The 26566-nt window shown below is 67.2% G+C and carries 23 protein-coding genes and 1 pseudogene; 13 read left to right on the forward strand and 11 right to left on the reverse strand.

All coding sequences use genetic code 11. The annotated features are described in order from the left end of the window. Window positions 1-272: 272 nt before the first annotated feature. Window positions 273-2402 (reverse strand): TonB-dependent receptor, encoded by a 2130-nt coding sequence (locus AC5LXK_RS29620; protein ID WP_493392193.1) that lies wholly within the window; start codon window positions 2400-2402, stop codon window positions 273-275. Between AC5LXK_RS29620 and AC5LXK_RS29625 the strand changes: the two genes are divergently transcribed. Then, the gene (locus tag AC5LXK_RS29625; protein WP_493392194.1) at window positions 2392-2622 is read left to right on the forward strand and encodes a hypothetical protein; all 231 of its coding nucleotides are present in this window, start codon (window positions 2392-2394) and stop codon (window positions 2620-2622) included. The genes AC5LXK_RS29620 and AC5LXK_RS29625 overlap by 11 nt on opposite strands. 711 nt (window positions 2623-3333) lie before the next feature. Continuing rightward, on the forward strand, window positions 3334-4962 hold the full coding sequence (locus tag AC5LXK_RS29630) for an NADP-dependent glyceraldehyde-3-phosphate dehydrogenase (protein ID WP_493392195.1): 1629 nt from the start codon (window positions 3334-3336) through the stop codon (window positions 4960-4962). 116 nt (window positions 4963-5078) lie between these two features. On the opposite strand, the gene AC5LXK_RS29635 is transcribed toward AC5LXK_RS29630, so the two are convergent. Beyond that, entirely contained in the window at window positions 5079-5711 is a 633-nt protein-coding gene (locus tag AC5LXK_RS29635; RefSeq protein WP_493392196.1) for a LysE family translocator, read from the reverse strand. 595 nt (window positions 5712-6306) lie between these two features. On the opposite strand from AC5LXK_RS29635, the gene AC5LXK_RS29640 reads away from it, so the two are divergent. From AC5LXK_RS29640 to AC5LXK_RS29660, 5 genes are all read left to right on the forward strand, one after another. After that, complete coding sequence (locus tag AC5LXK_RS29640; protein WP_493392197.1) at window positions 6307-6630, forward strand: DNA-binding protein; 324 nt, start codon at window positions 6307-6309, stop codon at window positions 6628-6630. 115 nt (window positions 6631-6745) lie between these two features. After that, the gene (locus AC5LXK_RS29645; protein ID WP_493392198.1) at window positions 6746-6955 is read left to right on the forward strand and encodes a hypothetical protein; all 210 of its coding nucleotides are present in this window, start codon (window positions 6746-6748) and stop codon (window positions 6953-6955) included. A gap of 84 nt (window positions 6956-7039) precedes the next feature. Continuing rightward, entirely contained in the window at window positions 7040-7525 is a 486-nt protein-coding gene (locus AC5LXK_RS29650) for a hypothetical protein (protein ID WP_493392199.1), read from the forward strand. 242 nt (window positions 7526-7767) lie between these two features. Further along, window positions 7768-9237: a PepSY-associated TM helix domain-containing protein gene (locus AC5LXK_RS29655; protein WP_493392200.1), complete on the forward strand. Its 1470-nt coding sequence runs from the start codon at window positions 7768-7770 to the stop codon at window positions 9235-9237. Between the two features lie 40 nt (window positions 9238-9277). After that, window positions 9278-11395 (forward strand): TonB-dependent receptor, encoded by a 2118-nt coding sequence (locus AC5LXK_RS29660; protein ID WP_493392201.1) that lies wholly within the window; start codon window positions 9278-9280, stop codon window positions 11393-11395. A 48-nt stretch (window positions 11396-11443) separates the two neighbouring features. Here AC5LXK_RS29660 and AC5LXK_RS29665 read toward each other — a convergent pair whose 3' ends face one another. The 4 genes from AC5LXK_RS29665 to AC5LXK_RS29680 form a co-directional block, all read right to left on the reverse strand. Next, a complete protein-coding gene (locus tag AC5LXK_RS29665) occupies window positions 11444-11809 on the reverse strand; it encodes a copper resistance CopC family protein (protein WP_493392202.1) in 366 nt (121 codons plus the stop codon). Window positions 11810-11825: 16 nt separating this feature from the next. Further along, window positions 11826-12743 carry a hypothetical protein gene (locus AC5LXK_RS29670; protein WP_493392203.1) on the reverse strand — a complete coding sequence of 306 codons (918 nt, stop codon included), beginning with the start codon at window positions 12741-12743 and terminating at the stop codon, window positions 11826-11828. A gap of 109 nt (window positions 12744-12852) precedes the next feature. After that, entirely contained in the window at window positions 12853-13236 is a 384-nt protein-coding gene (locus tag AC5LXK_RS29675) for a DUF2946 domain-containing protein (protein ID WP_493392204.1), read from the reverse strand. 194 nt (window positions 13237-13430) lie between these two features. Further along, the gene (locus AC5LXK_RS29680; RefSeq protein ID WP_493392205.1) at window positions 13431-14675 is read right to left on the reverse strand and encodes an NADH:flavin oxidoreductase/NADH oxidase family protein; all 1245 of its coding nucleotides are present in this window, start codon (window positions 14673-14675) and stop codon (window positions 13431-13433) included. A gap of 78 nt (window positions 14676-14753) precedes the next feature. On the opposite strand from AC5LXK_RS29680, the gene AC5LXK_RS29685 reads away from it, so the two are divergent. Further along, window positions 14754-15212 carry a MerR family transcriptional regulator gene (locus tag AC5LXK_RS29685; protein ID WP_493392206.1) on the forward strand — a complete coding sequence of 153 codons (459 nt, stop codon included), beginning with the start codon at window positions 14754-14756 and terminating at the stop codon, window positions 15210-15212. Between the two features lie 77 nt (window positions 15213-15289). Continuing rightward, window positions 15290-15985 (forward strand): hypothetical protein, encoded by a 696-nt coding sequence (locus AC5LXK_RS29690; RefSeq protein WP_493392207.1) that lies wholly within the window; start codon window positions 15290-15292, stop codon window positions 15983-15985. An 87-nt stretch (window positions 15986-16072) separates the two neighbouring features. On the opposite strand, the gene AC5LXK_RS29695 is transcribed toward AC5LXK_RS29690, so the two are convergent. The 3 genes from AC5LXK_RS29695 to AC5LXK_RS29705 all read right to left on the reverse strand — a co-directional run bounded on the left by AC5LXK_RS29695 (window position 16073) and on the right by AC5LXK_RS29705 (window position 20232). After that, a complete protein-coding gene (locus AC5LXK_RS29695) occupies window positions 16073-17521 on the reverse strand; it encodes a hypothetical protein (RefSeq protein WP_493392208.1) in 1449 nt (482 codons plus the stop codon). A gap of 329 nt (window positions 17522-17850) precedes the next feature. Then, window positions 17851-18501, reverse strand: a complete 651-nt coding sequence (locus AC5LXK_RS29700) for a response regulator (RefSeq protein WP_493392209.1) — start codon at window positions 18499-18501, stop codon at window positions 17851-17853. Window positions 18502-18504: 3 nt separating this feature from the next. Next, complete coding sequence (locus AC5LXK_RS29705) at window positions 18505-20232, reverse strand: sensor histidine kinase (RefSeq protein WP_493392210.1); 1728 nt, start codon at window positions 20230-20232, stop codon at window positions 18505-18507. Between the two features lie 275 nt (window positions 20233-20507). On the opposite strand from AC5LXK_RS29705, the gene AC5LXK_RS29710 reads away from it, so the two are divergent. After that, window positions 20508-20828, forward strand: coding sequence for a DUF1330 domain-containing protein (locus tag AC5LXK_RS29710; protein WP_493392211.1), 321 nt, complete (start codon window positions 20508-20510; stop codon window positions 20826-20828). 28 nt (window positions 20829-20856) lie between these two features. On the opposite strand, the gene AC5LXK_RS29715 is transcribed toward AC5LXK_RS29710, so the two are convergent. Further along, window positions 20857-21693 carry an NAD-dependent epimerase/dehydratase family protein gene (locus AC5LXK_RS29715; protein WP_493392212.1) on the reverse strand — a complete coding sequence of 279 codons (837 nt, stop codon included), beginning with the start codon at window positions 21691-21693 and terminating at the stop codon, window positions 20857-20859. A gap of 71 nt (window positions 21694-21764) precedes the next feature. Between AC5LXK_RS29715 and AC5LXK_RS29720 the strand changes: the two are divergent. Continuing rightward, window positions 21765-22868 (forward strand): annotated as a pseudogene (locus tag AC5LXK_RS29720) (LacI family DNA-binding transcriptional regulator). Window positions 22869-22939: 71 nt separating this feature from the next. On the opposite strand, the gene AC5LXK_RS29725 reads toward AC5LXK_RS29720, so the two are convergent. Next, window positions 22940-24232: an MFS transporter gene (locus tag AC5LXK_RS29725; protein ID WP_493392213.1), complete on the reverse strand. Its 1293-nt coding sequence runs from the start codon at window positions 24230-24232 to the stop codon at window positions 22940-22942. Between the two features lie 321 nt (window positions 24233-24553). Between AC5LXK_RS29725 and AC5LXK_RS29730 the strand changes: the two genes are divergently transcribed. Further along, a complete protein-coding gene (locus AC5LXK_RS29730) occupies window positions 24554-26023 on the forward strand; it encodes a DNA-3-methyladenine glycosylase 2 family protein (RefSeq protein WP_493392214.1) in 1470 nt (489 codons plus the stop codon). Beyond that, window positions 26020-26553, forward strand: coding sequence for a methylated-DNA--[protein]-cysteine S-methyltransferase (locus AC5LXK_RS29735; protein WP_493392215.1), 534 nt, complete (start codon window positions 26020-26022; stop codon window positions 26551-26553). Before AC5LXK_RS29730 ends, AC5LXK_RS29735 begins: the two co-directional genes overlap by 4 nt. The last annotated feature ends 13 nt before the right edge of the window (window positions 26554-26566 follow it).

Raw genomic sequence — 26566 nt, forward strand, 5'->3', positions numbered from 1 at the left:
CATGTGGAACGGAACGTAAACGGCAAGTACGAGTGAACGGCGCACGCAGATGCGCCATCGGCGCAAGAACAAACGAAGTCGCCGTTCACATGACGCATCGCGGCAATGTCCGCGGTTTCACATGCCCGATACGCAGACAGGCCACAGCAATGCACCGGTATTCCCGACCCGCCTGCGTGAGCCGCGTTTCGCTCCGGCAGCCGTTGGCCGGCGCGCCGGCAGATCCGGTCCGGCGTACGATGCCCTGCCCCGTCAGGCAGGGTCCAGGACGGTCACATATGCCACTTCACCGTGGCGGTCAGCGTGCGCGGATCGCCGGGCATGTTGTACAGATCGGCATTGCCGTGCGCGGCGATGAAGTAGCGGCGATCGAACAGGTTGTCGAGCGTGAGCGTCACGTCGACCTTCTTGCTGCGATAGCCGGCTCCCAGGTTGAACACGGTGAACGACGGCAGCGTGACGAGATCGCTCGCCGACGTATAGCGCGCCGACTGGAACTGCATGCCGGCCGCCGCGTAGAACCCGTACGGCAGCTCGCGCTTGAGCCACAGGCTCGCGCTGTGGCGCGGCATCAGCCCCGGCGTGTTGCTCGACACCGCGAGGCCGGCCGCCGTCGATTGCGCGGAGCCGTCGACCGTCCCGTTCATGTACGCGTAACCGCCATAAACCGACCACTTCGGCGCGATCTCGCCGGTGAAGCCGAGCTCCATCCCGCGCACGTGCTGCGTGCCGATCGGCAGCGCATAGCCGGGGTTCGCCGGATCGCCGATCTGCTGGTTGGTCTGGCGCATGTCGAACAGCGCGACGCTGGCCGTCGCCTTGCCGCCGAGATCGAAGCGCGAGCCGACTTCATACGCGGTGGTCTTCTGCGGCGCGAGCGCGGCGCCGTTCGAGAACGCGCCGGAACTGATCAGCGTATCGGCGAGCGGCGAGAACGACTGGCTGAACGAACCGTACAGCGTCAGCCAGTCGAGCGGTTCGTAGATCAGGCCGACGCGCGGGCTCCACGCGTGATCGGTACGGTCGAGATTGACGTTCGACGACGTGTAGTCGTGGCGGATCTGGTTCAGGTAGTCGAAGCGCAGGCCCGCGAGCACCTTCCAGTGTTCGGTCAGCGAGATCAGGTCCTGCGCATAGACGCCCGCGAGGCCGACGACGGTCGACGCGTTCGTCTTCGCCCGCGACCCGATCGGCACGCCGGGCAGCATCACCGGCTGCGGATTGAAGAGATCGTAGGTCGCGACCTTCGACACGCTGTAGATCGTGTCGAACTTCTGCTGCTGCGACAGTTCGAGCCCGTACAGCAGTTCGTGGCGCATGCCGAACAGCGACGTCTTCTGCGTCAGTTCGAACAGGCCGTCGATGCCGTGGTCGGTGCGCTGGCGCGTCGACTGGTCGAGCGTCACGACCGGGTGCGCGGCGGTCTTGATCGGCTCGTACGTCACGTAATTCTTGCGTTCGAGCGAGAAGTCGTACGCGCGGATCGCGCCGTGGAACGACAGCGAATCGTTGAAGCGGTGATCGAGCGACACCGTCGCGCTCTTCGCGGAAATGTCGTTATACGAACTGTTCCCCCCGTCGGCCGGGCCGTAGTACGTGTTGATCGGCACGCCGACCGGCCGGCCGAGATACGCGGGCAGGCCCTGGTCGGACGTGCGGCGGTCGTGCAGGTAGTCGAATTCGACGTTCAGCACCGTGTCGCGGTCGATCTTGAACTGCGCGGACGGCGCGATCGCCTGGCGGTTGAGCTGGAACTGGTCGCGGAAGCTGTTCGAGTTCTCGGCCGCGCCGGTGATGCGAAAGCGCGCCGCATCGTTCGCGTTCCAGCCGAGATCGAATTCGCCGCGCCGCTCGCCGCGCGTGCCGAGCGTCACGCCCACATCGTTCACCGGGGTCGCCAGCGGCCGCTTCAGCACGCGATTCACGATACCGCCCGCCGAACCGCGCCCGTACAGCACGGCCGCCGGCCCCTTCAGCACCTCGATGCGATCGACGTTCGACAGGTCGCGGTAGTAAAGCGCATCGTCGCGAATGCCGTCGACGTACTGGTCCGTGATGCTGTTGAAACCGCGGATCGTGATCTGGTCGCGCTGGCCGTCGCCGACCGAGAAGCCGACACCCGGCACGTTGCGCAACGCGTCCTGCATCGACGTCGCGTTCTGATCCTCGATCACCGCGTGCGGGACGACGTTCACCGTCTGCGGCACGTCCATCAGCGACATGTCGGTCTTGGTCGCCGCGCGCGAGTGCCCGCCGTCGTACGACGCATGCTCGGCAGCCGCGTTGACGGAAATCGCGGGCAGGGTCCCGGCGGGATCGCTCGCCTGCGCCAGCGAAGTGCGGGCGCCGGCCAGCGACGAGGCGATCAGAAGCGCATGGCAGGCGCTCTTGTTGAGTTTCATCGTGAACGTAGAGGTGGTGAAGAAATTCGGCGAACGGAAATGCCACCGGCCGATGCGCGAATCACGCGGCGAATCGGCGGGTGAAGCCTTTTCCGTGAAGGAGATGACGCGCGCGGAGGATCGCCCGTTGCGCATGCCGGGCGGCGGATGGCCGACACGGATGGATGCCGGCCGGCGCGGCCGGCATGAACGAGCCGTGACATCGCGTCATGGTTCGTAATGCGGCGAAATAATAAACGAGAATGATTCGTATTTTTAGTTAATTTTTAACGTGTCGCCTACCCGCAACGTGAACGCGCATCGCGCTCTGCATTCCTGACGAATGCCTTTCTATTTGGCGAAATTAATCGCCCGAGTCGTAACTAAAACGAAAGATTGTGATTGATCGAATCGCGGAACGACGACTACGTGGAACGCGGGAATCGGAAGTCGGAGGCGGGAAAACTGGAAAGGATCACGAAGGATCGGGGCAGGCAGGCGGGACGGCTTCAAAGGTCCGGTGCGCGCCGGACCGGGCAACCCCGACCCGGCGCTCCGGGCAGCCGACCTCGTATCGGCGGCGCGGCGGACCTTCTTCTGTTCTTCACTACGTCTGCTCTCAGGTTCACTGCATGTTTTTCTTCGACGCGCTGCGCCATTATCCGCTCAAACCGGTCAAAGTGAAACGTTTGCGGGCGCCTCATGCACGTTATACCGATCATTCGGTGACAGTCTTTCCAAATGCTTACGCATCACGCGATACGACTCGGCAATTCTTGCATTCGCGACGGCGTTCCTTTTTAATGGAACTGGTTCCATTCGCTGAATCGGCCAGGTTCCCGCGTGACGTGCAGTCGTGTGCGCGTCATGATGCCGATTCAGGATCGAGGATCATTCAGCTCAGGATTCGCATTGCCCGTCCTTCCCGGACACCCCGTCAAACGAGACCGTCATGCCCGATTCCGCTTCCCTGCAGCAGCTGTTTCCCGCCTTTCAGGACATCCCCGCCGAATTCCGGCTCACGGCGCCGATCCACCAGCGCGTGTCGCTCGTCGATGGCGCACTCCGACCGTGGGACGGCGCGACCAAGACCGTGCTGTCGCCCGTGTGCGTGCGGCAGGCGGACGGCGGCGTCGAGCAGGTCGAGATCGGCAGCTACCCCGTGATGGGCGAAACGGAAAGCGATGCGGCGCTCGACGCCGCGGTACGCGCCTACGATGCAGGCCGCGGCGAATGGCCGACGATGAAGGTCGAGCAGCGCATTGCGTGCATGCAGGACTTCATCAAGCGGATGGTCGCGCAGCGCGAACTCGTCGTGAACCTGATCATGTGGGAGATCGGCAAGAGCCTCGCCGATTCGCAGAAGGAATTCGACCGCACCGTCACGTACATGACGCAGACGATCGACGCGCTGAAGGAGCTCGACAACGCGAACTCGCGCTTCGTGATCGCCGAAGGCACGATCGGCCAGATCCGCCGCACGCCGCTCGGCGTCGTGCTGTGCATGGGCCCGTACAACTATCCGCTGAACGAAACGTTCGCGACGCTGATCCCCGCGCTGCTGATGGGCAACACCGTGGTATTCAAGCCGCCCCAGTACGGCACGCTGCTGTTCGAGCCGCTGCTCGAAGCGTTCCGCGACGCGTTCCCGAAGGGCGTGATCAACACGATCTACGCGCCGGGCGCGGTGGTCGTGCCGCACATGCTCGCGTCGGGCAAGATCAACGTGCTCGCGCTGATCGGATCGAGCAAGGTCGCCGATCACCTGAAGAAGCAGCACCCGAAGTCACACCGGCTGCGCGCGATCCTCGGCCTCGACGCGAAGAACGCGGCGATCGTGCTGCCCGACGCCGATCTCGACCTCACCGTGAAGGAGTGCCTGCTCGGCGCGCTGTCGTTCAACGGCCAGCGCTGCACCGCGCTGAAGATGCTGCTCGTGCATCGCTCGATCGTCGACGAATTCCTGAAGCGCTTCACCGCCGCGCTCGAGCAGCTGAAGATCGGCATGCCGTGGGAGAAAGGCGTCAGCATCACGCCGCTGCCGGGCATGCATCGCACGGCGTACATGACGGATGCGATCGACGACGCGAAGGCGAAAGGCGCGCAGGTCGTCAATCATTCGGGCGGCGAGTTCAGCAAGACGCTGTTCTACCCGGCCGTCGTGTATCCGGTGTCGGAAGGGATGAAGCTGTACCGCGAGGAACAGTTCGGGCCGATCATTCCGGTCGCGCCGTTCGACGACGTCGACACCGCGCTCGACTACGTGACGACGTCGGATCACGGCCAGCAGGTCAGCATCTTCGGTTCCGATCCGGCGCAGATCGGCGCGCTCGTCGATCCGCTCGTGAACCAGGTGTGCCGCGTGAACATCAACTGCCAGTGCCAGCGCGGGCCCGACGTGTTCCCGTTCGCGGGCCGCAAGGATTCGGCCGAAGGCACGCTGTCGGTGAGCGACGCGCTGCGCGCGTTCTCGATCCGCTCGATGGTCGCGGCCAAGCAGACTGAGGCCAGCAAGCAGTTGCTCGATTCGATCGTGTCGGATCACCACTCGAAGTTCATCAATACGGGCTTCATTTTCTGAAGCGGCTTTGATGCGGGGCCTCCGCCGTGCATGGGTGCGGCGGGGTCGTCTAGTTGGGCACGCACCCCATCTGCTGATATCGCCGGTCATCCGTGACCCGATCGGCCCGCACCACCCTACACGTTCGTCACCAGCAACCGGATCCCCGCCACACCGAACACGACGGCCAGGCACGCCTCCATCGCACGGCGGCCGCGCACGTACAGCCGGCGTGCGCCGTCCATCGAGAACACGAGCGCATAGCCGCCGAACACCGCGCAGCCGATCGCGAGGCAGCCCGGCACGACGGCGCCATGCGACGCGCCCGCGCCGTTCGACGACAGCGCGACGATCGACACCCACACGAGGATCGCCTTCGGATTGGTCAGGTGCAGCATCGCGCCGCGCACGTAGAAGTGCGACAGCCGCTGCTCGCCCGCCGTGTTCGTCGATGCCGCCGCAGCCCCCGCCAGCGCCGTGCGCCCCGACTTGAACGCGAGCCACAACAGGTACAGCCCGCCGAAGACCTTGATCGCGACCAGCAGCTTCGACCACGCGAGCAGCGCGGCCGACACGCCGAGCGCCGCCACCGTCGCCCAGAACATCGACCCCGAAATCACGCCGAGCGCGAACACGAGCGCCGCCTTGCGGCCCTGGTTCGCGGCCACCGACATGATCGCCAGATTGCTCGGCCCCGGGCTGGCCGTGCCGATGAAGTAGGCCGTGTAGGCAAGCAGCAGGTTGGCCGAGAAGAAGGTATGGACGCTCATGTCGAACCTCGCAGGGATGATCCGGAGATTGTTGGCAAACGCGCGCCATCTGCCCATGGACAATTGTGCGCCCCGTCGCTGGGCCAGTTCACCGACCGGGCGACCGGATCGCCGCTCGCCAGACCAGACCGTCTCTGTTTTGAAACAACCGGCGCATTCGCCACCGGCTCCCGCGACACCACATCGCTCGCCCCGTGCCGCCGCTTCCCGCCGGCAGACGCACGGCAGGCGTGGCCGGACCGCCCGGTACGCGTCGCTCCAGCCGCCCGCCGGCCGATACGCGATGCGTCCGATGCCCGCGTTACGTTACATCCGTGAAGCATTTCGCCTCGCCGGGCCGCTTCCGGTACCCGATGCGCCGCGTTTCCCGCCCGTAGACACCCTCCTCGACCGCCTGCGCGATCCAGTCCCGGCGGGACTCGCCGACCGCGCCGTAACACCGCTCAACATTACTCAACAATCGTCTGACGGTGCTGGTACGGAATCTGCATTCCGTTCGGATAAAAGCCGCGCCGCTCATCGCGCGGACATGAACCCACCCTCGGGCGTGACCACGAAGCCGCCCGAACGACCCGAACATGCAACGAGGCCCTTCATGAATACGCTGCCCAACTCGTCCGATCCGTCGTTCCAGCTCTTTCTCGCGAAAGTGCTCGAACAGCCGCTGCCCGACTGGACCGAAAAACAGCAGATGGAACTCGAGATGGCCCGCACGCTGTCGACGCAAATGGTCAATCTCTCCGAAGACATGCGCGGCCGCACGCCCGACCTCGCGCGCTGCCTCGTGCTGCTGCGCTATGCGAAGGTGCTCGACTTCATGCTGACGTCGCTCGCCGCGCACCGCGACATTCATCCGCAGACGCTGCGCACACTGTTCCGGCTCGCGAACCTGAAGGTCGACGATGCGTATCCCGTCTGAGCCGGCACGACGCATCGACTGCCGCGCACGACGATCGGGTTCACGCCGGTTACTGCCGATTCGCGCGGATGCCCGGTAAGCTCGCCGCGTGAGCATCACGAACCGGAAATCACGGTTGGCCGGCGAACTCGGCGTCTTCGTGAAGCGGTATGGGCGCAAGGCGCAGAAGCATCTCGATCCGAACGACCGCCGCTACGATCACGCCGTCGAACGCGCGATGCGACGGCTGTCGCCGGACGATCTGTCCGACCTGCTGGCTGACGACGACTCCGGCGACGAACACGACATCGCGCCCGGTTCCGCCGGGGCAGCACACCGGTCATGAACCTCGCCGGCCTCGGCCGGAACTGACCTCCCACCCGTGCTCCACGCAGGCTCCTCCGCGTAAACGGCGGTACAATCGCGCGCCATGAACGCACTTCGCCACTTCCTGCTCCGGCAAGGCGTCGCGCGACAACTGCTGTGGGGATTCCTCCTCGTGACGCTGCTGTCCCGCGCGCTGATGTCGGGCGCCGTGATGCTCGATCCGGATGGTCCGGATGCGGGCTCGGTAGTGCTGTGTTCGGGCCGCGGCCCGCTGATCGTCACCGGCGCCGCGCTGGCCGCCCGCTTCGATGCGGGCGCACCGATCACGCCGGCCAACGATGCGCTGGCACTCGTCGAAGCGCTCCGGCATGACGCGCATGCCGACAAGACGGCTGCCTCCGGAAACGGCGACAGCCTGTGCGCATTCGGTGCGGCGCTATTCACGGCGCTCGCGTCGTTCGTGCTGCTGGTGCTGCTGTTTCCCGCCGCGGCGCCACGACGGTTCCGCGTTCATTTCGACAGTCCTCCCTTCGTGCGATCGATATTCGACGATCGCCCGCCTTCCCGCGCACCTCCCCGGTTCTGCTGAACGTTCCGCCCTGTGGCGCGTGCACGTCGACGTGCATGCGCCTTCACGCCGTTCGTTTCACACGACCTGATTCACGCGTTCACCCGCATGCCCGCCTCGCGCGGGCGACGCCGTCCTGCGCCTCGCTTGCGCACGACGCCGCGCCGCCCGTTCCGTCCATACGTGCATGCGGGTGCGACGCCCGTTGACGGCAGCCGGCCCGCGCCGGTCTCGCCGCTCGACGAACTCGAGGAGCTGACACCATGTCGACGACCGTCGATCGGGCAATCTCGCCCACCCGTTCCGCAAGCGCCGGTTACCGGACGCTCTGGCGCTGGCACTTCTATGCCGGCCTGTTCGTGATGCCGTTCCTCGTGATCCTCGCGATCACGGGAACGCTCTACTGCTTCCAGCCGCAGATCGAGCCGCTGCTGTACCCGCACCGGCTGGTCGTCGAGCCGCGCGCGACGCCGCGGCTCGACGCCGATACGCTGCTCGCCCGTGCACGCACCGCGATGCCGGCCGGCGCAACGCCGGTGTCCGTGCAGGTCTCCACGGCACCGGACCGCAGCGCCGAATACGTATTCCGGCTGCGCGACGGCAGCCGCGAGAGCGTGTACTTGAACCCGTACGACGGCAGCGTGCTCGGTACGCTGAGCGTCGACAACCGCTTCATGCAGGTCGACCGGATGCTGCATCGCAAGCTGCTGCTCGGCAAGACGGGCGAGCTGCTGATGGAGCTCGCCGCGTGCTGGACCTTCGTGATGATCGGCACCGGCATCGCGCTGTGGTGGCCGCGTGGCACCGCGCGCGTCGGGCGCGCGCTGCGGCCCGACCTGTCGCTGCGCGGCCGGCCGCTGTGGAAAAGCTTCCACGCGACGGCCGGCATCTGGCTCGCGGCCGGCACCGTCGCGTTCATCCTGACGGGGCTGCCGTGGTCGGGCTCGTGGGGCAAGAACTTCAAGGCGCTCGCCGCGACCGTGAATCTCGGCGCGCCGGAAGGTGCCTGGGGCGGCGCATCGGTCCGCTCGACGCGTCCGGGCACGGCAACGACGTCCGGGCCTGCGCCCGCGCCGGCCGCCGCGACGGCCGGTCACCACCACGATTCGGACGACTCGATGCCGGGCATGGTGATGGACGACCTGCCGCTGCCGCAAACGCCGTGGGCGGTCGGCAACGTCCCCGTTCCGCATTCGCCGTCGGCCCCGACGCCGGCGCCGCTGCCGCTGGCCCGCGCGATCGCGACCGTCGCCGGCCTCGGCGTGACGAGCGGCTACACGCTCGCGCTGCCGTCCGGCGCGGACGGCGTGTTCACCGCGTCGTATTTCCCCGCCGACCCGAAGGCGGAACGCACGATCTACATCGACCAGTACAGCGGCGCCGTGCTGAAGGACATCCGCTACGACAACTACGGCGCGGTATCGCAGGCCGTGTCGTACGGCACGTCGCTGCACATGGGCCGCTACTTCGGGCTCGCGAACCAGATCATTTGCGCCGTGTTGTCGCTCGGGCTGGCCGCGATGGCCGTCACGGGCACCGTGATGTGGTGGAAGCGCCGCCCGGCCGGGAAGCTGGGCGCACCGTCGCGCGAACGCGGCACGCCGCCGATGCGCGGCTGGATCGCCGGGCTCGTGCTGCTCGGGATCGTCTTCCCGCTGATGGGGCTGACGATCGCGGCAGTCTGGTTGATCGACCGCCTGATGTTCGGCCGTGCGACGCGCGCGGCAGCGTGATCGACGCAAGCGCTTCCCCCATTCGAAGGAAACCGAAACAATGAAGTTCAGATTGATGTTGCCCGCCGCCGTTTTCGCGGCCTTCTCTCCAGCCGGGCAGGCGCAGGAAAACGGCGTCGACGGCACCGGCGCCATGCTCGAACCGATTCGCGTCGCTGCGCAGAAAGCGCCCCCGCTCACGCAACCGCTCGACACCGGCAGCCACCTCGGCCTGTCGCCGCTCGAAACGCCCGCAAGCGTCGAGCAGATCAACCGCGCAACGCTCGACACGCGCGGCGACAGCTCGATCATCGATGCAGTGAGCCGCGCCGCCGGCATCAGCGCGTCGCCGCACCCCGGCAACGGCAACTCGGAGCTCGCCGCGCGCGGCTTCGTCGGCGCGTCGTCGGTCACGCAGCTCTACGACGGCGTACGTCCGTACGGCGCGATCGGCGTCACGTTTCCGTTCGACACGTGGTCGGTCGACCACATCGACGTGCTGCGCGGCCCCGCTTCGGTGATCTACGGCGAAGGCGCGATCGGCGGCGTCGTCAACATCGTGCCGAAGAAGCCGACCCGCGGCCCGATCCAGAACGAGCTGCAGGTCGGCGGCGGCACCGAGGGCACGGCGCGGGCCGCATTCGGCAGCGGCGGCGCGATCAACGACAAGCTGTCGTACCGCTTCGACATCAGCGGCAACCGCTCGTCGAACTGGGTCGACCGCGGCGATTCGCGCAACCTGTCGATCTCCGGCGCGCTGCGCTACGACGTGACGCCCGACCTGTACGTGACGGCGTCGTACGCGCAGGGCTTCATGCATCCGATGCAGTATTTCGGCGTGCCGCTCGTCAACGGCGCACGCGATCGCGCGCTCGACAGGAAGAACTACAACGTCGGCGACAGCGACATCGCGTTCCGCGACAGCTGGGCCACCGTATCGGCGAACTGGCAGCCGAGCGACAGCCTGAACGTGACGAGCACGCTGTACCGGATGAAGAGCAATCGCCACTGGAAGGACGCCGAGTACTACACGTACCTGCCGTCGACCGCGCAAGTCCGCCGCAGCAGCTACACGGAAATCTTCCACGACCAGGAACAGTACGGCAACGTGACGACGGCCACCGTCGGCAGCGCGCTGCTCGGGATGCGCAACACGTTCTCGACCGGCTTCGAGTTCAACCACACGACGTTCCAGCACGACAACAACTCGCCGTATTCGGGCGCGTCGACGGTCGATCCGTTCAACTTCGATCCGGGCAGCTTCATCAACACGGCCGGCACCTATCCGAAGTACCGCAGCCAGTCGAACCAGTACGCGCTGTTCGCAGAGAACCGGCTCGAGATCACGCCGCGCTGGTCGGTGATCGGCGGGTTGCGCTACGACCACGCGAGCGTGAACCGCGACGATCTCGTGAACGGCGGCGCCTTCTCGAAGGTGTTCGCGAACACCGGCTGGCGCATCGGCACCGTGTACGACGTGCGGCCCGGCCTCGCCGTGTACGGCCAGTATTCGGTCGCGGCCGATCCCGTCAGCTCGCTGCTGTCGCTGAATGCATCGAAGGCGAACTTCACGCTCGCGACCGGCCGGCAGATCGAGATCGGCGTGAAGCAGTCGTTCCTCGACGGCAAGGCGGAATGGACGCTCGCCGCGTACCGGATCGTGAAGAGCAACCTCCTGACGGCCGATCCCGTGAACCCGAACCAGTCGATCCAGGTCGGCCAGCAGTCGTCGCGCGGGCTCGAGGCGACGGTCGGCGCGGAGATCGCGAAGGACTGGCGTGTCGATGCGAACGTGTCGATCCTGCGCGCGAAATACGACGACTTCCAGCAGCCGTCCGGCGGCACGACGGTGTCGCGCGCGGGCAATGTGCCGACATCGGTGCCGCAGCGGCTCGCGAACCTGTGGGTGAGCTGGCGCTTCGCGCCGGACTGGACGGGCATCGCGGGCGTGAAGTACGTCGGCAAGCGGTTTGCCGATCCGGCCAACCAGCTCGTGATGCCGTCGTATACGACCGTCGACCTCGGCCTCGCGTGGAAGCCGCGCAAGGACACGACGATCACCGCCCGCGCGTACAACGTGTTCAACCGCCGCTTCGTGCAGTCCGCGTACTACAACGAGACGCAGTACCTGCTCGGCAACGACCGGCGCGTCGAAGTGCTCGCGAACTACCGGTTCTGACGGCACGCCATCCGGCGCACGCGCCCGCCGGCGCGTGCGCCGGCATCGTCACTTCACCGTGAACGCATAGTGCCCTTGCGTGCGGTGGCCATCGAGCGCGACGGCCACCCACGCGACCGTGTAGACGCCCGGTGTCAACGGGTTCAGCGCCACGGACATGTGCTTCCGGTTCGACGTATCGACTTCGGCCTTGCCGTTCGTGACGGCACGGCCCTGCGCGTCGGTGACGGCAATCGAACTGAACGCCGGTTCGAGCCCGTCGTCGAAATCGATCGCAACGCGCGCCGGCGACGCCGTCACGGTCTCGCCCGCGGACGGCGCCTGATGCGTCGGAAACGCATGCGCTTGCGCGAGCTGCGCGCCGGTCACGAGCAGTGCGGCGGCCATGATTCGCATCGTGGTCAGGATGTTCATGCGGTTTCTCCGTCGATCAGAAAAGCGGCTTGCCGAGCGACCCGGGGAACAGGTCGTCGAAATACAGATGCGCATCGAAGATCACGCCGACGTGATTGCCGCTCGCGTGATTGACCGGAATCTGCGCCTCCACGCCGAACTGCCCGTAGCGATTGAGCCACAGTACACCCGGGTTGAGCGTCCCGGTCGTCTGGCCCGCACATGCGCCCGCCGTGCAGGTGCTCATCGGCGCCTCGACGACGAAGATCATGTTGCTGAACGGCTGCGGCAGGCCGAGGTTCTTCACCTGCTGCTGCAGATACGGGATGCTGTATTGCAGCGTCAGGCCCCAGCCGAACGAATTCGGGCCCTGGTCGGACGACGCCGTCGTCAGGTTCGGCCCGAGTTCGGCCGTGAGCGCGAACGGACGCAGGTAGCCGAGCGACGCCGGCAGATCGCCGAAGCCCTTGCCGAAATAGACGGTCGGCGTGAACGTCGAGTACGGGCTCGCGATCGACTTCGCGCCGGTGCCGCCGATCTCGGTCACGAGGCCGACCGACGCCATGAATTCGTGCGCGGCGTTCGTGTAGACGAGGTACTTCACGCCGAGCGTCACGTTGTCCCAGCCCTTCGCGGAGCCGCCATTCGGATCGTTCTGCGATACGTACTGGCTGCCGACGCTGAAGGCCAGATTGCTCGTGATCAGCTTGTCCCACTCATACGACACGGTATTGACGTTCATGTTGTCGCCATTGCCGTCGGGCGACTTGGTGTGGCCGAACTGCATGTCGAATTCATCGCCGACGCCGGGATCGTCGACCGTCATCGTTGCGGGAAACACGCGGTCGCCGACCACCGCATGGGCGCTTGCGAGCGAAGCATGGGACAGGCCGGCGCAGGCGGCCAGCAGCGCGGCACATGCGCGGGGCGCGTGCCGTTCGGTAAAGCGGGGCATGGTGGATGTTCTCCCGTTGTCGTTCGAGGCCGTCGCACGCGCGTGCGACGCGCGGCCGACAGGGCCGGTCGAGAAGCGACGGCGTGTCAGCCGGAAAAGTCAGACGAACTCAGGAGAACGCAGGTGGCGCGCGCGATTGCGCGATGGTGTGAACGACGCGAATGCGGGCCGGAATCGATGCCGATACAACCGGCCTTTGCGAATCAGGGAGCGGAACGGCGAAAGCGACGGCATGACCAGGCAGCGCGGCAGCGTGCGCCACGAAACTGCAATAAGGACACGCCTGCCAGTGCGCTTTCGCGCGATGCGCGGGTTTGCCGTTGTCGTGTGCGATCGACGCATCGTCGGCACCGACCGTGCAATAGACGGCCAGCGCATCGACGAGCCGGTGACGCGACGCCATCATCTGCGAAACCGCGGGGGCGAGCGCCATCATCAGGATTGCGATCAATCCGATCAGGCTGCCGGGTTTGCGGAAACGGGCGACGACCATGACGCGCGAAGCAGGTGGAGAGCGATGAAGGTGGCGAATTATGCCACGCTGAAATGGCGCTCAGGTGCCTGAATAACGCGGTAAACGGGCGCGATATTATGGAAAGCAATCCGAAAGTATCGCGCCTCGACACGACCCGCCGGGCGGCGGGTCGACCAACCTTGAACGGCCGCTTTCAAACACGTATCGGCCCGTCACGCACGCGTGCCGGCCACACGCCCAGCCATCCACTTCCGGTAGCGCCGCGTCTGGCACTGTGCGGCCAGTTGCTGCCCCACCAGCGCGCGCAGCGGCGACACCTGCGGGTGCGTGCCCCGCCCTTCGCTGAGCCGCGTGAGCTGGAACTTGACGACGGCCATGTTGGCCAGTGCGCCCAGCGCCTTGTTCTTCCAGCGGATCGGCTGCAGCACCGGCGCGCTGTCCTTGCCCGCGCGCCAGTCGCGCGGCAGGTTCGGATCGATCGACAGCGCGGTCGCGATGCCGACCATCGCCACGCCGCTGTTCACCACCTGCTCGGCGACCGCACGGCGCCGGATCCCGCCCGTGACCATCAGCGGCATCCGCGCGACGGCCGTGATGTCGCGTGCGAATTCGAGGAAATACGCTTCGCGCGCCAGCGTGCGCCCGTCGCGCGCCTCGCCCTGCATCGCCGGCACTTCATAGCTGCCGCCCGACAGCTCGACGAGATCGACGCCGAGCGGATTCAGCAGTTCGACCACGCGCTTCGCATCGTCCGCGCTGAAGCCGCCGCGCTGGAAATCGGCCGAGTTCAGCTTCACCGCGACGACGAATTCCGGCGACACCGTCGCGCGCACGGCCTTCACGATGTCGAGCAGCAGGCGCGCGCGATTCTCGACACTGCCGCCCCATCGATCCTGCCGGCGGTTCGTCAGCGGCGACAGGAACTGGCTCAGCAGATAGCCGTGCGCCGCGTGTACCTGCACGCCGGTGAAGCCGCTTCGCTCCGCGAGCTGGGCGGCGCGCACGAAGCGCTGCTGCACGTCGGCGATATCGGCTTGCGTCATCTCCTTCGGCACCGGGAACTGCTTCGACAGCGCACCGAGCGCGAGCGGCACGGCCGACGGCGCGAGCGTCGTCTGGCCGAGTGCCGCCTGCATCTGGCGCCCCGGATGGTTGATCTGCATCCACACGTGCGCGCCGCCCGAGCGGGCGATCTGCGCCCATTGGCGGAAACGGTCGAGATGCGCGTCGTTTTCGAGCACGACGCCGTTCGGCCCCGTCATCGCACGGCCGTCCACCATCACGTTGCCGGTCAGGACCAGGCCGACCTGACCGTCGGCCCACGCCTGGTACAGGCGGAGCAACGCGTCGGACGGTGCGTGGTCCGCATCGGCCATGTTTTCTTCCATCGCGGCCTTGGCCAGACGGTTCGGAATCACCGCCCCGTTGGGCAGTGTCAGCGGCGCAAACAGATTCATGGTGGATGTCCTCGATTGACGATGACCAACGATAACTTTAAAGTCAACTTCAAGGTCAAGCCTCTTTTGGAGCGCAACATGAAAATCGGCGAATTGGCGAAGGCGAGCGGCCTCGCGGCGTCGCGCATCCGTTTCTACGAAGCGAGCGGGCTGCTCGAACCGGCGCGCCGCCAGGCGAACGGCTATCGGGAATACGGGTCGGAAGCGTTGACCCGGCTCGCGATCATCGACCGCGCACAGCGCGCGGGCTTCGCGCTCGACGAAATCCGCGCGGTGCTGCCGCCCGATCTCGGCGCGTGGCCGCGCGACGAGCTGCTGGTCGCGCTGCGGCACAAGGTCGACGAAATCGCGCTGCTCGAACAGCGGCTCGCGCAGAACCGGCAGCATCTGGAAACGCTGATCGACGAGATCGAGAACAAGCCGGCGGGCGAGGATTGCGCGGGCGCCGCGCAGCGGATGCTCGACCGGCTGTGCGAGCAGGCCAGCGAGCCGCTGGCGCCCGCGCCCGTCGTGCGGCCGGCGCGCAAGCGTGCGTGACCGATTGCACGGCGTCATCCATCGATCAATCCACCCGCGCGCCGGCTTCCGCAGCGCAACCTCATGACCCTGTCCGCATGACGATCCCCCGCATCAGACGATGCCTCGCCGCCGCGCTGCTGACGTTCGGCGTCGGCACTGCGTTTGCCGCGACATGCGACGACACGCATTCGTCGATCCGCTGCCCCGACACTTCAGATCTGCCGGCCGACATCGTCGCGCAACTGCCCGCCGGCTATGAGGCGCTGGATGTCGCATCCGGCCGTCTGGCCGACAGCGCCCGCAACGGTTATGTCGTCGTCGCGCATCAGCCCGACGATTCGATGAGCACGCCGTCGCTGCGGCCGCTGCTGATCTTCCTGCAGGGCAAGGACGGACGCTATCGGCTTGCGGCACGCAACGACACCGTGATCATGAAAGCCGACGAAGGCGGCATGGGCGACCCGTATCTCGATGGCGTCGCCGAGAATGCGCTCACGGTCGAGCCGCGTACGTTCACCGTCGAACAGGGCGTATTCGCGGGCCACAGCCACTGGCGCGACCGCGTGACGTTTCGCTACGACGTCGCGCACCACACGTGGGTGTTCCATCGCGAAGTGTTCCGGAACTGGCGATTCAACGACGAGCCGGACGGCGATGCGCTGAAGGCCGACCCGGTGCGCGTTACGCGCGCCGATGCGGCCCGGCCCGTCGCATTCGCCGCATGGCGGCCGGGCTACTGGTGTGAAGCGAGCGAGGGGCACGCTAGCGATCCGGCCTGCCGCAAGCCTTGACGGCATCGGGCGGGCACGCTCCCCGCCACGCAAATCGACCGGCGCGACGTGCAGACATGCGCACCGCGCCGGTCGACCCGCCACCGGTTACTGCAACCAGATCCCCACATACGCCGACGACGCATCCGCGCCGCCGCGCTCGACCAGCACGTAGCGCGTGAGCCCGTACGCGGTCTGATAACGGTACGCCGACAGCACCGTGCTGCCCGGCTGGCCGCCGAGCGACACGAGCGGCGTGCCCGTCAGCGCGCCCGTCACCTGCGCGGCCGGCACCGCGATCGTCAGCGGCGTCGACCCGCCGTTCGCGACGACGAAGGTCGCGCCGCCCTGCCCGTCGAACGACAGGTAGTTGCCCGTCGTCGTCGCGGGGCTCGTGCCGCCCTGCAGGCAATCCTCGTAGTAACGCGTGAACGACACGCCGACGAGGTCGGACGCCTGCGTCACCGGCACCGCGTCCGCGGGCACCAGCACGTCGGTCGACTTCAGGTTCGACGGCCCCGTCCCCTGCCCCGGCAGCGACTGGCACAGCATCGCGACGGCCGGCAGGTTGAAATCGGTTGCGCTCGCATCGAAACCGCTGGCCGCCGCGATATTCGAGCCCCACGTGTAGTTGCCGCCGACGCTCGTGAACGCCGATGCAACCTGCGGGCTGCCGAACGACACCGTGCCCGCGATCCCGCCCGCTGCGCCGGACGCGCCCGCATCGAGAATCGATCCGCGCAGGCTCGTGGTCGACGCGAGCGGCTGCCGATAGTTGAAGTCGAGATAGCCGACCGTCGTGTTCGCCGGCGCGACCGACGATGCGATCGGCGCCTGCGTCGTTACGCCGCTGACGGCGGCCGCGCCGCCGCTGTCCGACGCCGTCGTCGAGAACTTCTGGCTCGTGCGGGTGTTCACGTAGGTGACGGACGGGTTGTCCGCCGTCGGGCGAATCAGCCCGAGATGATCGAGCACCGCATCGACGAGCTGGTGATTCGCCTGGAACGGCGTCGTGACGGGATCGATGCTCGTCCAGTCGACGCCATACGCGGACGGCGGGAACATCGCCTGCAGGTCGGCGGTGACGTTCGCGTAATAGCCCTTGAGCTGGGCGGCGTCGAGCGTCTGCAGCGAGTCGGTCAGCGTCCGCGTGATGCCGCTCTTCGCGATCGTGCCGAAGAAAATACCGGTCGTGAGCGGCGTCAGGTTCATGTTCGACACGATGCCCGATCCGACGAACGGCGACACGAGCAGCCCGTCGGCCGTCTGCGCCTCGATGAGGAACGGCGACGAGCAGTGGATGTTCTTCATCACGTAGGTCCCGTCGGACGCGCTGACGGCCGAGCCGCACGCATTGCCGCCCGCGTCGTAGGCCGTGATCGTCACGTTGCCGAGCGGCGCACCGGTCGCGACCGTGCCGCTCAGCGTCGTCGTCACGTTGCCGGTGCCGCCGCCGTTCGACGACGGCGACCCGCCGTCGCCACCGCCGCCGCATCCGGCCAGCGCGCCGAGCAGGGTCGTGCCGGCGACCAGGCCGGCCAGGGTCTGTTGTTTCATCGTGGTCTCGCTCTTGTGGTGGTGAATCGTGATGAACGACGAAGCGGGCGCGACGAAGTCGCTGCCGGCATGCGGCGCACGAACGGCGGCACGCGCGACGGCAGGCACTTGCCGTGCGCGCGGCCGCTGCGTTCAGGCCGTCAGGCTGCGTGGGTCCGGCAACAGGCCGGCCGCGCCGGGCCTGTCTGGCAAAAGTCGGAATGGCATGAAGACCCCGCAGCGTTGTTGTCGTATGGATCGGGATCGTAGGGCCGGCAAGCGGGCCGGACAATCGCTCGACGGATCGATCCGGCCATCAACCCGTGAGCGAGGGGGCCCCGCTTTGCGGGTCAGCGCGCAGGTGTGGCGGACAGGTTCAGTGCGGAGAAGCGGATCAGTTCGGCGTTGTTGTCGAGGCCGAGCTTGCGCTTGATGTTGGTGCGATGCGCTTCGACCGTATTCGCGCTGCGGCCGATCCGCTCGGCGATCTGCTGCTTCGTCAGCCCTTCGCCGATCATCCGCAGGATCTCGATCTCGCGCGGCGACAGCGCGGCAAGCGGCGTCGTGGGCTTCGCGGCCTGGCCGCGCGCGCGGCGCAGCAGGTTCTGCTGCACTTCCGCGGGGAAATACGGTACGCCGCGCAACACCGAATCGATCGCATCGAGAATCGTGCGGCTCACGTTCGCCTTGTTCACGTAGCCGAGTGCGCCCGCGAGCGCGGCCGGTTCCGCATACGCGGCGTCCGAGTGCATCGAGATGCAGACGACCGCCGTGTCGGGACAGGTCTGCGCGATCGTCTCGATCAGCCGCAGCGCGAGCGTGTCGCCGAGCATCAGGTCGACCACCGCGATGTCGGGCCGGTGCGTGCGCACGGCGTCGAGGCCGTCGCGCTCGTTGCCGGCCTGCGCAACGACCTGGTAGCCGGGCACCGCGTGCAGCAGCGTCGCGAGGCCTTCGCGAACGATCGGGTGATCGTCGACGAGCACGATGGTCTGGTTCATCAATCAGTCCACTTCGACGGTCGTGCCGCCGGTTTCATTGGTGAGAAAGCGCGCATGCAGGCCAAGCAGCTGCGCGCGCGAGCGGATGCTCCGCAGCCCGAGGCGCGACGCCGGCTGGGCGGCCGGATCGACGCCCGGCGCGAAGCCCGTGCCGTTGTCGTGGATCGACAGCGCGACGCGGCCGTCGATGTCGCGCAGCGCGACTTCGATGCGCGTCGCGTGCCCGTGCCGCAGTGCGTTCGAGATCGATTCCTGCACGATCCGGTACAGGTGCAGCGACGCATCCGGCGACAGCAGCTCGGTATCGTACTCGACGCTCAGGTGACAGCCGTCGGCAACGATCCGGTCGATGTCGCCGCACAGTTCGCGCAGCGCGGCCGCGAGGTCGTGCGGCGACCCGTCGAACGGCGACAGCCCGCGCGACAGCGTACGAATCGTATGAATACCGTCCGCGACGATCGCGGATACCTTGTCGATCACCTGCTGCCGGTCGTCCGCGCCATCGCGGCGCGATTGTGTGAGCGTACTCAGCATCAGCGACGCGCCGGTCAGCTTCTGGCCGAGATCGTCGTGCAGTTCGCGGCCGATCTGCTGGCGCTCGCGCTCGCCCTGCCGCGTGAGCTCGCGCTCGGCGCGCAACTGCGCGTCGAGCAGCGTCGACACCTGGTGCTGCGTGCTCGCCAGCGACACGGACTGCTGCGTGACGGTGTCGGACAGCCGCCGTTGCGACACGAGCAGCAGGTAGATGATGAACGCGCTGGCGAGACTGATCGCGCTGCCGAGCGCGTAGCCGATCGCACGGAGATGGCGGCCGATCGCGTCCTGGAAGTGGCCGGCCGGCACCGCGATGTCGAGCACGAACTGCCGGCCGGCGACGGTGAACGTGCGTCGCTGGGTCATCGTCGGCTTGCCGGCGAGCGCATCGTTGTCGTACGCGAACAGCGTGCGGCGCGCGTCGTCGACGAGCTCGCCCGGTGTGGCCACCGTATGGAGCCGCAGCGACACGAACTGCCAGTCGTCGTCGGGCACCGCTTCGCGGATCAGCGAACGCACGTCGACGAAGATGCCGGCCGACCCCATCGCGCGCGACTGGCGCTCGGCCGGCGGCGGCACTTCGCCGCCCCGATACACCGCGAGGCGGATACCGAGACCGGGGCCGACGTGCCCGTCGAGCTGCGTGACGCCGACGCCCGATGTATAGGGCTCCCCCGTCCGGTTCGTGTCTTCCGCGACGTTCCAGCCGAAATTCGTCGCGATGTCGCGCCCGACGTAGACCGCGTTGTAAGGCACGTTGTAGCGCAACACCATCCGGTACACATGCGACGTATCGGCCGGAAACACCTTGAAATCGGGCCGATTCAGCCGCACGCGCATCGCCTGTTCGTATGACTGCGTATCCGCGGTCGCGATGTAGTCGCAGTAGTTGATCGTTTCGAGCGCCGGAAACCGCTGCGCCACGTGCAGCGACGCGACGTAGTCGCCGAACTGCTGCCGCGTCGGCTCGCCGACGACCGACCACAGCCCGCGCACGCCGGACAGCACGTCCACGTAGCGCAGCAGTTGAACCTGGATCTTGTTGCTCGTATCGGTGACGAATTCGCCGAACTTCAGGTCGGCGGCCGCGCGGGCGCGCGCGTCGAGCTGGGCGACGACCAGATGCGTGACGCCGAGCAGCAGCATCAGGACGATCGCGGCGATCGCGAGCGGATGGCGGGAAGCGCGCCGGATCATGACGGGTAGCGTGGCGTGGCGTGGTGAGCGGGCGAACGCGCCGGAGCGGCCGCCATGCGGGTTTCGTTGTCGTCACGCGTACCGGGATGCGCCGTCAGGCGCGGATTCGACGGGCGGCCGCGTGTGGTCTCGCCGCATTCTTACCGACGCACGGCCGGCTGGCAAGGCGCGCGTGGGTTGCGATTTGCTTACGTCGCAGGTAATCGACGCACGCCGCCCGCGCCGCGATCATGGCTCCATCGCCCCTCGAATCGCATCACGCCAAGGAGCCCGCCATGACCGCCTACGCCCTCGCCCACCTGCACGACGTCGACATGTGCGACGACATCGTCGAATACCTCGAACGCATCGACGGCACGCTCGCGCCGTACGACGGCCATTTCGTGATTCACGGCGCGCGGCCCGAGGTACGCGAAGGCGCATGGCGCGGCGACCTGATCGCGATCGCGTTTCCCGATCTCGACACGGCGCGCGCCTGGTACGAATCGGATGCGTACCGGCAGATCAAGCCGCTGCGCGCACGGCACGCGAGCGGCCCGGTCATCCTGATCGACGGCGTCGACGAGCGGCACAAGGCAACCGACATCCTGCGCTGAGTCTCGACGCCGGCGCTGCCGGCACCGCTTACGACGCCTTCCGCTCCATCGGCTCGCCGACGACGAATCCGCCGCCCTGGAACCGCTGCGCGGGATCGTCATACTCGGCGGTCGGTGCCGCTACCGGGAACAACCCGGCGAACTGCTCGGAGCTGTCGCGCGGGCGGAAGCCGAGGAAACCGGCCTTCGTGTTGTCCCACCACTTCACCGGGTTGTCCGACGCGCCGTAGACGATCGCGTGCCCGACGCGGTTCGTCAGCAGCGAGCAGCGCACGAGCTCGATGAAGTCGCGATAGCTGAGGAACGTGACGAGCATGCGCGGGTTCTTCGGCACTTCGAACGACGAGCCGATCCGCAGGCACACCGTCTCGATCCCGAAGCGATCGAAGTAATAGCGCGACAGCGATTCGCCGAAGCACTTCGTCACGCCGTACAGGCTGTCGGGGCGCAACGGCGAATCGGCGTCGAGCACCTCGGTGACCGGATGGAAGCCGATCGCATGGTTCGAGCTCGCGAACACGACGCGCTTCACGCCGTGCTTGCGCGCGGCTTCGTACAGGTTGTACGTGCCGGTGATGTTCGCGCCGACCAGATCGTCGAACGGCGCATCGACCGAAATGCCGCCGAGGTGGACGATCGCGTCCACGCCGTCGACGAGCTGCATCACGGCCGGCCGGTCAGCCAGGTCGACCACGCGGATTTCTTCATGCGCGGCCGCGTCGTCCAGCGCCGCGATATCGCTGACGCGCACGACGTCGGCCCAGTCGGCCAGCGCGCCGCGCAACTGGCGGCCGAGGTTGCCGGCCGCGCCCGTCAGCAGCAGGCGGCCGAACGGTTTGCGCGCGGCGGTGGATGAGGCGTTCATCGAATCTCCTTGAATCTGACCCAAATCGGAAAACGTTTTCCAACTATACGCGGGAGCACCGCTGAACGTCAATAATCGAACCTGCTCTCAGCCATCCGCACTTTCCCGATATCGACGGCTGGCCGCGGGCCGGCTTTTTCTGCCACAATCCGGCGTCATAGAACGAAAACGTTACCCTTCCGATGAAAAAAGTTTCCCCGACGATCCGCGACGTGGCCGCGGAAGCCGGCGTGTCGGTCGCGACGGTATCGAAGTACGTGAACGGCACGCAGCGCTTCTCGCCGACCGTCGAGGCACGGCTCAAGGAATCGATCGAGCGTCTCGGCTACCGTTCGAACCCGCTCGCGCGCTCGATGATCACCGGCCGCACGCGCACGATCGGCCTCGTGATCCTCGACATCAGCAATCCGCACTTCACCAACGTCGTGAAAGGCGCGAACCGCGTCGCGCTTCAACACGACTACACGCTGCTGCTCGTCGATACGGAAGAGAGCCAGGCGCGCGAACGCTCGCTGATCGAAGCGCTCGCGCAGCGCGTCGACGGGCTGATCGTCAGCACGCGGATGCCCGACGAGGAAGCCGGCTGGATGCTCGACCTAAACAAGCCGCTCGTGCTGCTGCGCCGCAGCCCCGGCCTGCCGATTCCGAGCGTCGGCATCGACAACCGGCTGTCGACCTACATGCTCGCGCGGCACCTGCTCAATCTCGGCCACACGCGCATCGCTTATCTCGGCTTCGGCACCGCGCGCGTGAACGACGAACGGATCCAGGGCGCACGCGACTGCCTCGCCGAAGCGGGGCTCACGCTCGACGTGCACGATGCGCACGCGCCGACCGCCGAGGCCGGCGAGCGCGCGTGCTCGCGCGTGATGCTCGGGCCGCAGCGCCCGCAGGCCGTGATCTGCTACAACGACCTGATCGCGCTCGGCTTCATGAAGGAAGCCGCGTCGCTCGGCTTCCGGCTGCCGCAGGACGTGTCGGTCGCCGGCATCGACAACGTGCCGTACGGCGAATACGCGGCGCCCGCGCTGACGACCGTCGACATCCAGAGCGAGAACATGGGCGAGCTCGCGATGCAGAAGCTGATCGACGCGCTCGCGGGGCGCACCGACGCGAGCTATTCGACGTTCGAGCCGCGGCTGATCATGCGTGCGTCGACGGCGTCGGCCGGCTGACCACGCCCCTTCCGGCATGCCAAAAGAAAACGCGCCGCCCGAGGGCGGCGCGTTCGTTTGGCGAGCGGCAATCAGGCGTCGAGCTTCGCGGGCTTCATCTTCGGCGTGAGCACATGCATCACGGCCAGCGCGATCAGGTAGGCCGATGCGCCGATCGCGAACAGCACCCAGTAGTGCCCCGTGCGCTGCAGCACCTGCCCGATCACTTCCGAGAACAGCACGCCGCCGATCGAGCCGGCCATCCCGCCGATGCCGACCACCGACGCGACCGCACGACGCGGGAACAGGTCGGACGCCGTCGTGAACAGGTTCGCCGACCAGCCCTGGTGCGCGGCGGCGGCGAGGCCGACGATCAGCACCGCGACCCACAGGCTCTGCACCTGCGACACGAACGCGATCGGCAGCACGCAGCAAGCGCAGATCAGCATCGCCGTCTTGCGCGCGCCGTTCACGCTCCAGCCCGCCCGCAGCAGCACCGACGACAGCCAGCCGCCGCCGATGCTGCCGACCGTCGTCAGCGCATAGATGCAGACGAGCGGCAGGCCGATGTGCTGCATGTCCATCCCGCGCGATTCGTTGAGCCACTTCGGCAGCCAGAACAGGTAGAACCACCACACCGGATCGGTCAGGAACTTGCCGATCAGGAACGCCCACGTCTCGCGCTTGCGGATCAGTTCGCCCCAGCGCGGCGCACCGGCGTTCGCATTCGCCGCGTCGAGCGCTTCCGCTTCGTCGCGCGGTTCGTCGTACTCCGCGGCGAGCGCGCGCGTATCGGCCTGGCGATAGAGCACGAGCCACACCACGAGCCATACCAGGCCGATCGCGCCGATGATCACGAACGCCGAACGCCAGCCGTAGGCCACCGCGATCGCCGGGATGATCGCCGGTGCGAACACCGCGCCGATGTTCGCGCCCGAGTTGAAGATGCCGGTCGCAAGCGCGCGTTCGCGGCGCGGGAACCACTCGGCCGTCGTCTTGATCGCGGCCGGGAAATTGCCGCCCTCGCCGATCCCGAGCAGCGCGCGCACGAACGCGAAGCCCATCACCGAGCCGACCGCCGCGTGCAGCATCGCGGCGATGCTCCACACCAGCATCGCCACCGCGTACGACACGCGCGTGCCGAGCCAGTCGACGATGCGCCCGAAGCCGAGCAGGCCGATCGCATAGAACGCCGAAAACGCCATCACGATGCGACCGTACTGCACCTGGTTCCAGCCGATGTCGTGCTGGAGCATCGGCGCGAGCAGGCCGAGGATCTGCCGATCCATGTAGTTGATGACGGTCGCGAAAAACAGCAGCGCACAGACGGTCCAGCGGTAGCGGCTGGCGGCTGCGCGCACGGCGCCGACGACGGCAGATTGCATGAATGTCTCCGATGCGCGGCCGCGCCCGTCGCGCCGCACGGTATTCGTTGACCGGCAACCGGGCGCCGGGGCGGACGGCGGCGCGCTGTTGCGCACGGGCCGCTTCGCCAATCAATCTGGAAAACGTTTTTCAAAGGATAGGGCGTCTGCCGGCGCCCTGTCAGTCGGGGATTTCGATGAGTCATCTCAAAATGGCTGTGCCAAAAGAGACGACTGTTTCGCAGATTGGCATTAACCGTTTTTCCCGGATTTTCCCGTCACGCGCGCGAGCGTGCAGCCGCCGATACACATGTCCGATTCCAGCCAGAATCGGCGGCCGGGATGGTTTACAGTCGTCGCATGCGCCTCGATCCCGACACCTGCTACGACGCCCTGCTTTCGCGGAACCGCCGCTTCGACGGCTGGTTCTTCGTCGGCGTGGCGACGACCGGTGTGTACTGCCGCCCCGTCTGCCCGGTGAAGCCGCCGAAAGCGCAGAACTGCAGCTACTACCCGACCGCCGCCGCCGCCGAGAAAGCCGGGTTCCGGCCCTGCATGCGCTGCCGCCCCGAGCTCGCGCCCGGCCACGGGCTGCTCGACCTGTCCGGCACGCTCGCCGATGCGGCCGCGACGCTGATCGAGGACGGTTTCCTGAACGTGCATTCCGTCGATGCGCTCGCGCAGCGCGTCGGCGTGACCGAGCGTCACCTGCGGCGGATCTTCGGCGCGCAGTTCGGCGTATCGCCGGTCGAGTTCGCGCAGACGCACCGGCTGCTGATGGCCAAGCGGCTACTGACCGATACCGCGTTGCCGGTGGCCGTCGTCGCGTCGACGGCCGGGTTCGGCAGCGTGCGGCGCTTCAACGACCTGTTCCGGCAGCGCTACGGCCTCAACCCGTTGCGGCTGCGCAAAGGGGCCGGTGCATCGGCCGATGGCGACATGACGTTCCCGTTGCCGTACCGGCCGCCGTTCGCGTGGGACGACCTGATGCGCTTTCTCTCACAGCGGCAGATCGACGGCGTCGAGCGGATCGGCACGCAGGGTTATGCGCGCATCGTCGAGCTGCCGGACCGGAACGAGGGCGGCCGCGTGACCGGCTGGCTGTCCGTCGCGCACGTGCCGCAGCGCTTCGCGCTGGCCGTCACCGTGTCGCGCACGCTGACGCCGGTCGTCCCGGCCGTGCTTGCACGCGTGCGCAGGCTGTTCGATCTCGACAGCCGCCCCGACGTGATCGATGCGCATCTGGGCGAACTCGCGAGCGGCTCGCCGGGCCTGCGCGTGCCCGGTGCGTTCGACGGTCTCGAGATTGCGATCCGCGCGATCGCGGGCGAGCAGCTCGCGGCCGCGCATGCGGGTACGCCTTTGCTCGCACGCATTGCCGAACGTTTCGGCACGTCGGTCGAAAGCGCGCCACCGGGCCTCACGCACGCGCTGCCTTCCGCTGCGACGCTGGCCGCCCTGCCCCCTTCGGCCCTTGAAACGATCGGCGTCGAACGCGACGCGGCACGGGCGATCGTGTCGCTCGCCCGCGCAGTCGACGAAGGTACGCTCGCGCTCGAACCGATGGCGCCGCTCGACGCGACGCTCGCCGCGCTGCGCACGATGCCCGGCTTCGACGAACGCGCGGTGCAGTACGTCGCGATGCGCGCGATGGCCTGGCCGAATGCGTTCCCCGCCGACGATGCGTGGCTTCCCGCACGCAACGAACGCGCGACCGTGCCATCATCTGCGCCGCATGCGGCGCGCTGGGCGCCGTGGCGTGCGTATGCCGCACTGCATGTGTGGCGCCTTCATGGAGATGTAGTGCGATGACTCCCGCTCACCTGATTCCGAGCCCGCTGGGCGACATCGCCGTGCGCATCGAGCACGATGCGCTGACGGGCCTGTACTTCGTCGGCCAGAAATACTTTCCGCCGGTTTCGATCGTGAGCGAAGCGGATGCATTCGCCACGTCGCCGATCGCGCGCAAGGTCGCGGAAGAAATCGCCGAGTACTTCACCGGCGCGCGCGACACGTTCTCGGTGCCGATCCACCTGAACGGCACCGCGTTTCAGCGGCGGGTATGGAAGGAGCTGCTCGCGATTCCGTTCGGCGAACTCGTGTCGTACGGCGACATCACCGAGCGCGTCGGGCTGCCGATGAGCGGTGCACGCGCCGTGGGCGGTGCGGTCGGCCGCAATCCGGTATCGATCATCGTGCCGTGCCATCGCGTGGTCGGCGCATCGGGCAGCCTGACCGGTTATGCCGGCGGCATCGACCGCAAGCGCGCGCTGCTGTCGCTCGAAGGCGCCGAGCTTTCACGCGGCGCCCGTGATCCGATGCAGCAAGCGCTCGCGTTCTGACGGGTCGTGCGGA

Source organism: Burkholderia pulmonis, assembly GCF_984667975.1.

What these genes read in the sequence shown, in the direction of transcription:
- AC5LXK_RS29650 (WP_493392199.1), top strand. Translation starts at nt 7,040, where the DNA reads ATGAACGCACTTCGCCACTTCCTGCTCCGGCAAGGCGTCGCGCGACAA.
- AC5LXK_RS29680 (WP_493392205.1), bottom strand. Translation starts at nt 14,675, where the DNA reads ATGAATCTGTTTGCGCCGCTGACACTGCCCAACGGGGCGGTGATTCCG.
- AC5LXK_RS29660 (WP_493392201.1), top strand. Translation starts at nt 9,278, where the DNA reads ATGAAGTTCAGATTGATGTTGCCCGCCGCCGTTTTCGCGGCCTTCTCT.
- AC5LXK_RS29730 (WP_493392214.1), top strand. Translation starts at nt 24,554, where the DNA reads ATGGTTTACAGTCGTCGCATGCGCCTCGATCCCGACACCTGCTACGAC.
- AC5LXK_RS29640 (WP_493392197.1), top strand. Translation starts at nt 6,307, where the DNA reads ATGAATACGCTGCCCAACTCGTCCGATCCGTCGTTCCAGCTCTTTCTC.
- AC5LXK_RS29700 (WP_493392209.1), bottom strand. Translation starts at nt 18,501, where the DNA reads ATGAACCAGACCATCGTGCTCGTCGACGATCACCCGATCGTTCGCGAA.
- AC5LXK_RS29705 (WP_493392210.1), bottom strand. Translation starts at nt 20,232, where the DNA reads ATGATCCGGCGCGCTTCCCGCCATCCGCTCGCGATCGCCGCGATCGTC.
- AC5LXK_RS29715 (WP_493392212.1), bottom strand. Translation starts at nt 21,693, where the DNA reads ATGAACGCCTCATCCACCGCCGCGCGCAAACCGTTCGGCCGCCTGCTG.
- AC5LXK_RS29725 (WP_493392213.1), bottom strand. Translation starts at nt 24,232, where the DNA reads ATGCAATCTGCCGTCGTCGGCGCCGTGCGCGCAGCCGCCAGCCGCTAC.
- AC5LXK_RS29695 (WP_493392208.1), bottom strand. Translation starts at nt 17,521, where the DNA reads ATGAAACAACAGACCCTGGCCGGCCTGGTCGCCGGCACGACCCTGCTC.
- AC5LXK_RS29635 (WP_493392196.1), bottom strand. Translation starts at nt 5,711, where the DNA reads ATGAGCGTCCATACCTTCTTCTCGGCCAACCTGCTGCTTGCCTACACG.
- AC5LXK_RS29690 (WP_493392207.1), top strand. Translation starts at nt 15,290, where the DNA reads ATGACGATCCCCCGCATCAGACGATGCCTCGCCGCCGCGCTGCTGACG.
- AC5LXK_RS29670 (WP_493392203.1), bottom strand. Translation starts at nt 12,743, where the DNA reads ATGCCCCGCTTTACCGAACGGCACGCGCCCCGCGCATGTGCCGCGCTG.
- AC5LXK_RS29655 (WP_493392200.1), top strand. Translation starts at nt 7,768, where the DNA reads ATGTCGACGACCGTCGATCGGGCAATCTCGCCCACCCGTTCCGCAAGC.
- AC5LXK_RS29665 (WP_493392202.1), bottom strand. Translation starts at nt 11,809, where the DNA reads ATGAACATCCTGACCACGATGCGAATCATGGCCGCCGCACTGCTCGTG.
- AC5LXK_RS29735 (WP_493392215.1), top strand. Translation starts at nt 26,020, where the DNA reads ATGACTCCCGCTCACCTGATTCCGAGCCCGCTGGGCGACATCGCCGTG.
- AC5LXK_RS29710 (WP_493392211.1), top strand. Translation starts at nt 20,508, where the DNA reads ATGACCGCCTACGCCCTCGCCCACCTGCACGACGTCGACATGTGCGAC.
- AC5LXK_RS29620 (WP_493392193.1), bottom strand. Translation starts at nt 2,402, where the DNA reads ATGAAACTCAACAAGAGCGCCTGCCATGCGCTTCTGATCGCCTCGTCG.
- AC5LXK_RS29685 (WP_493392206.1), top strand. Translation starts at nt 14,754, where the DNA reads ATGAAAATCGGCGAATTGGCGAAGGCGAGCGGCCTCGCGGCGTCGCGC.
- AC5LXK_RS29630 (WP_493392195.1), top strand. Translation starts at nt 3,334, where the DNA reads ATGCCCGATTCCGCTTCCCTGCAGCAGCTGTTTCCCGCCTTTCAGGAC.
- AC5LXK_RS29675 (WP_493392204.1), bottom strand. Translation starts at nt 13,236, where the DNA reads ATGGTCGTCGCCCGTTTCCGCAAACCCGGCAGCCTGATCGGATTGATC.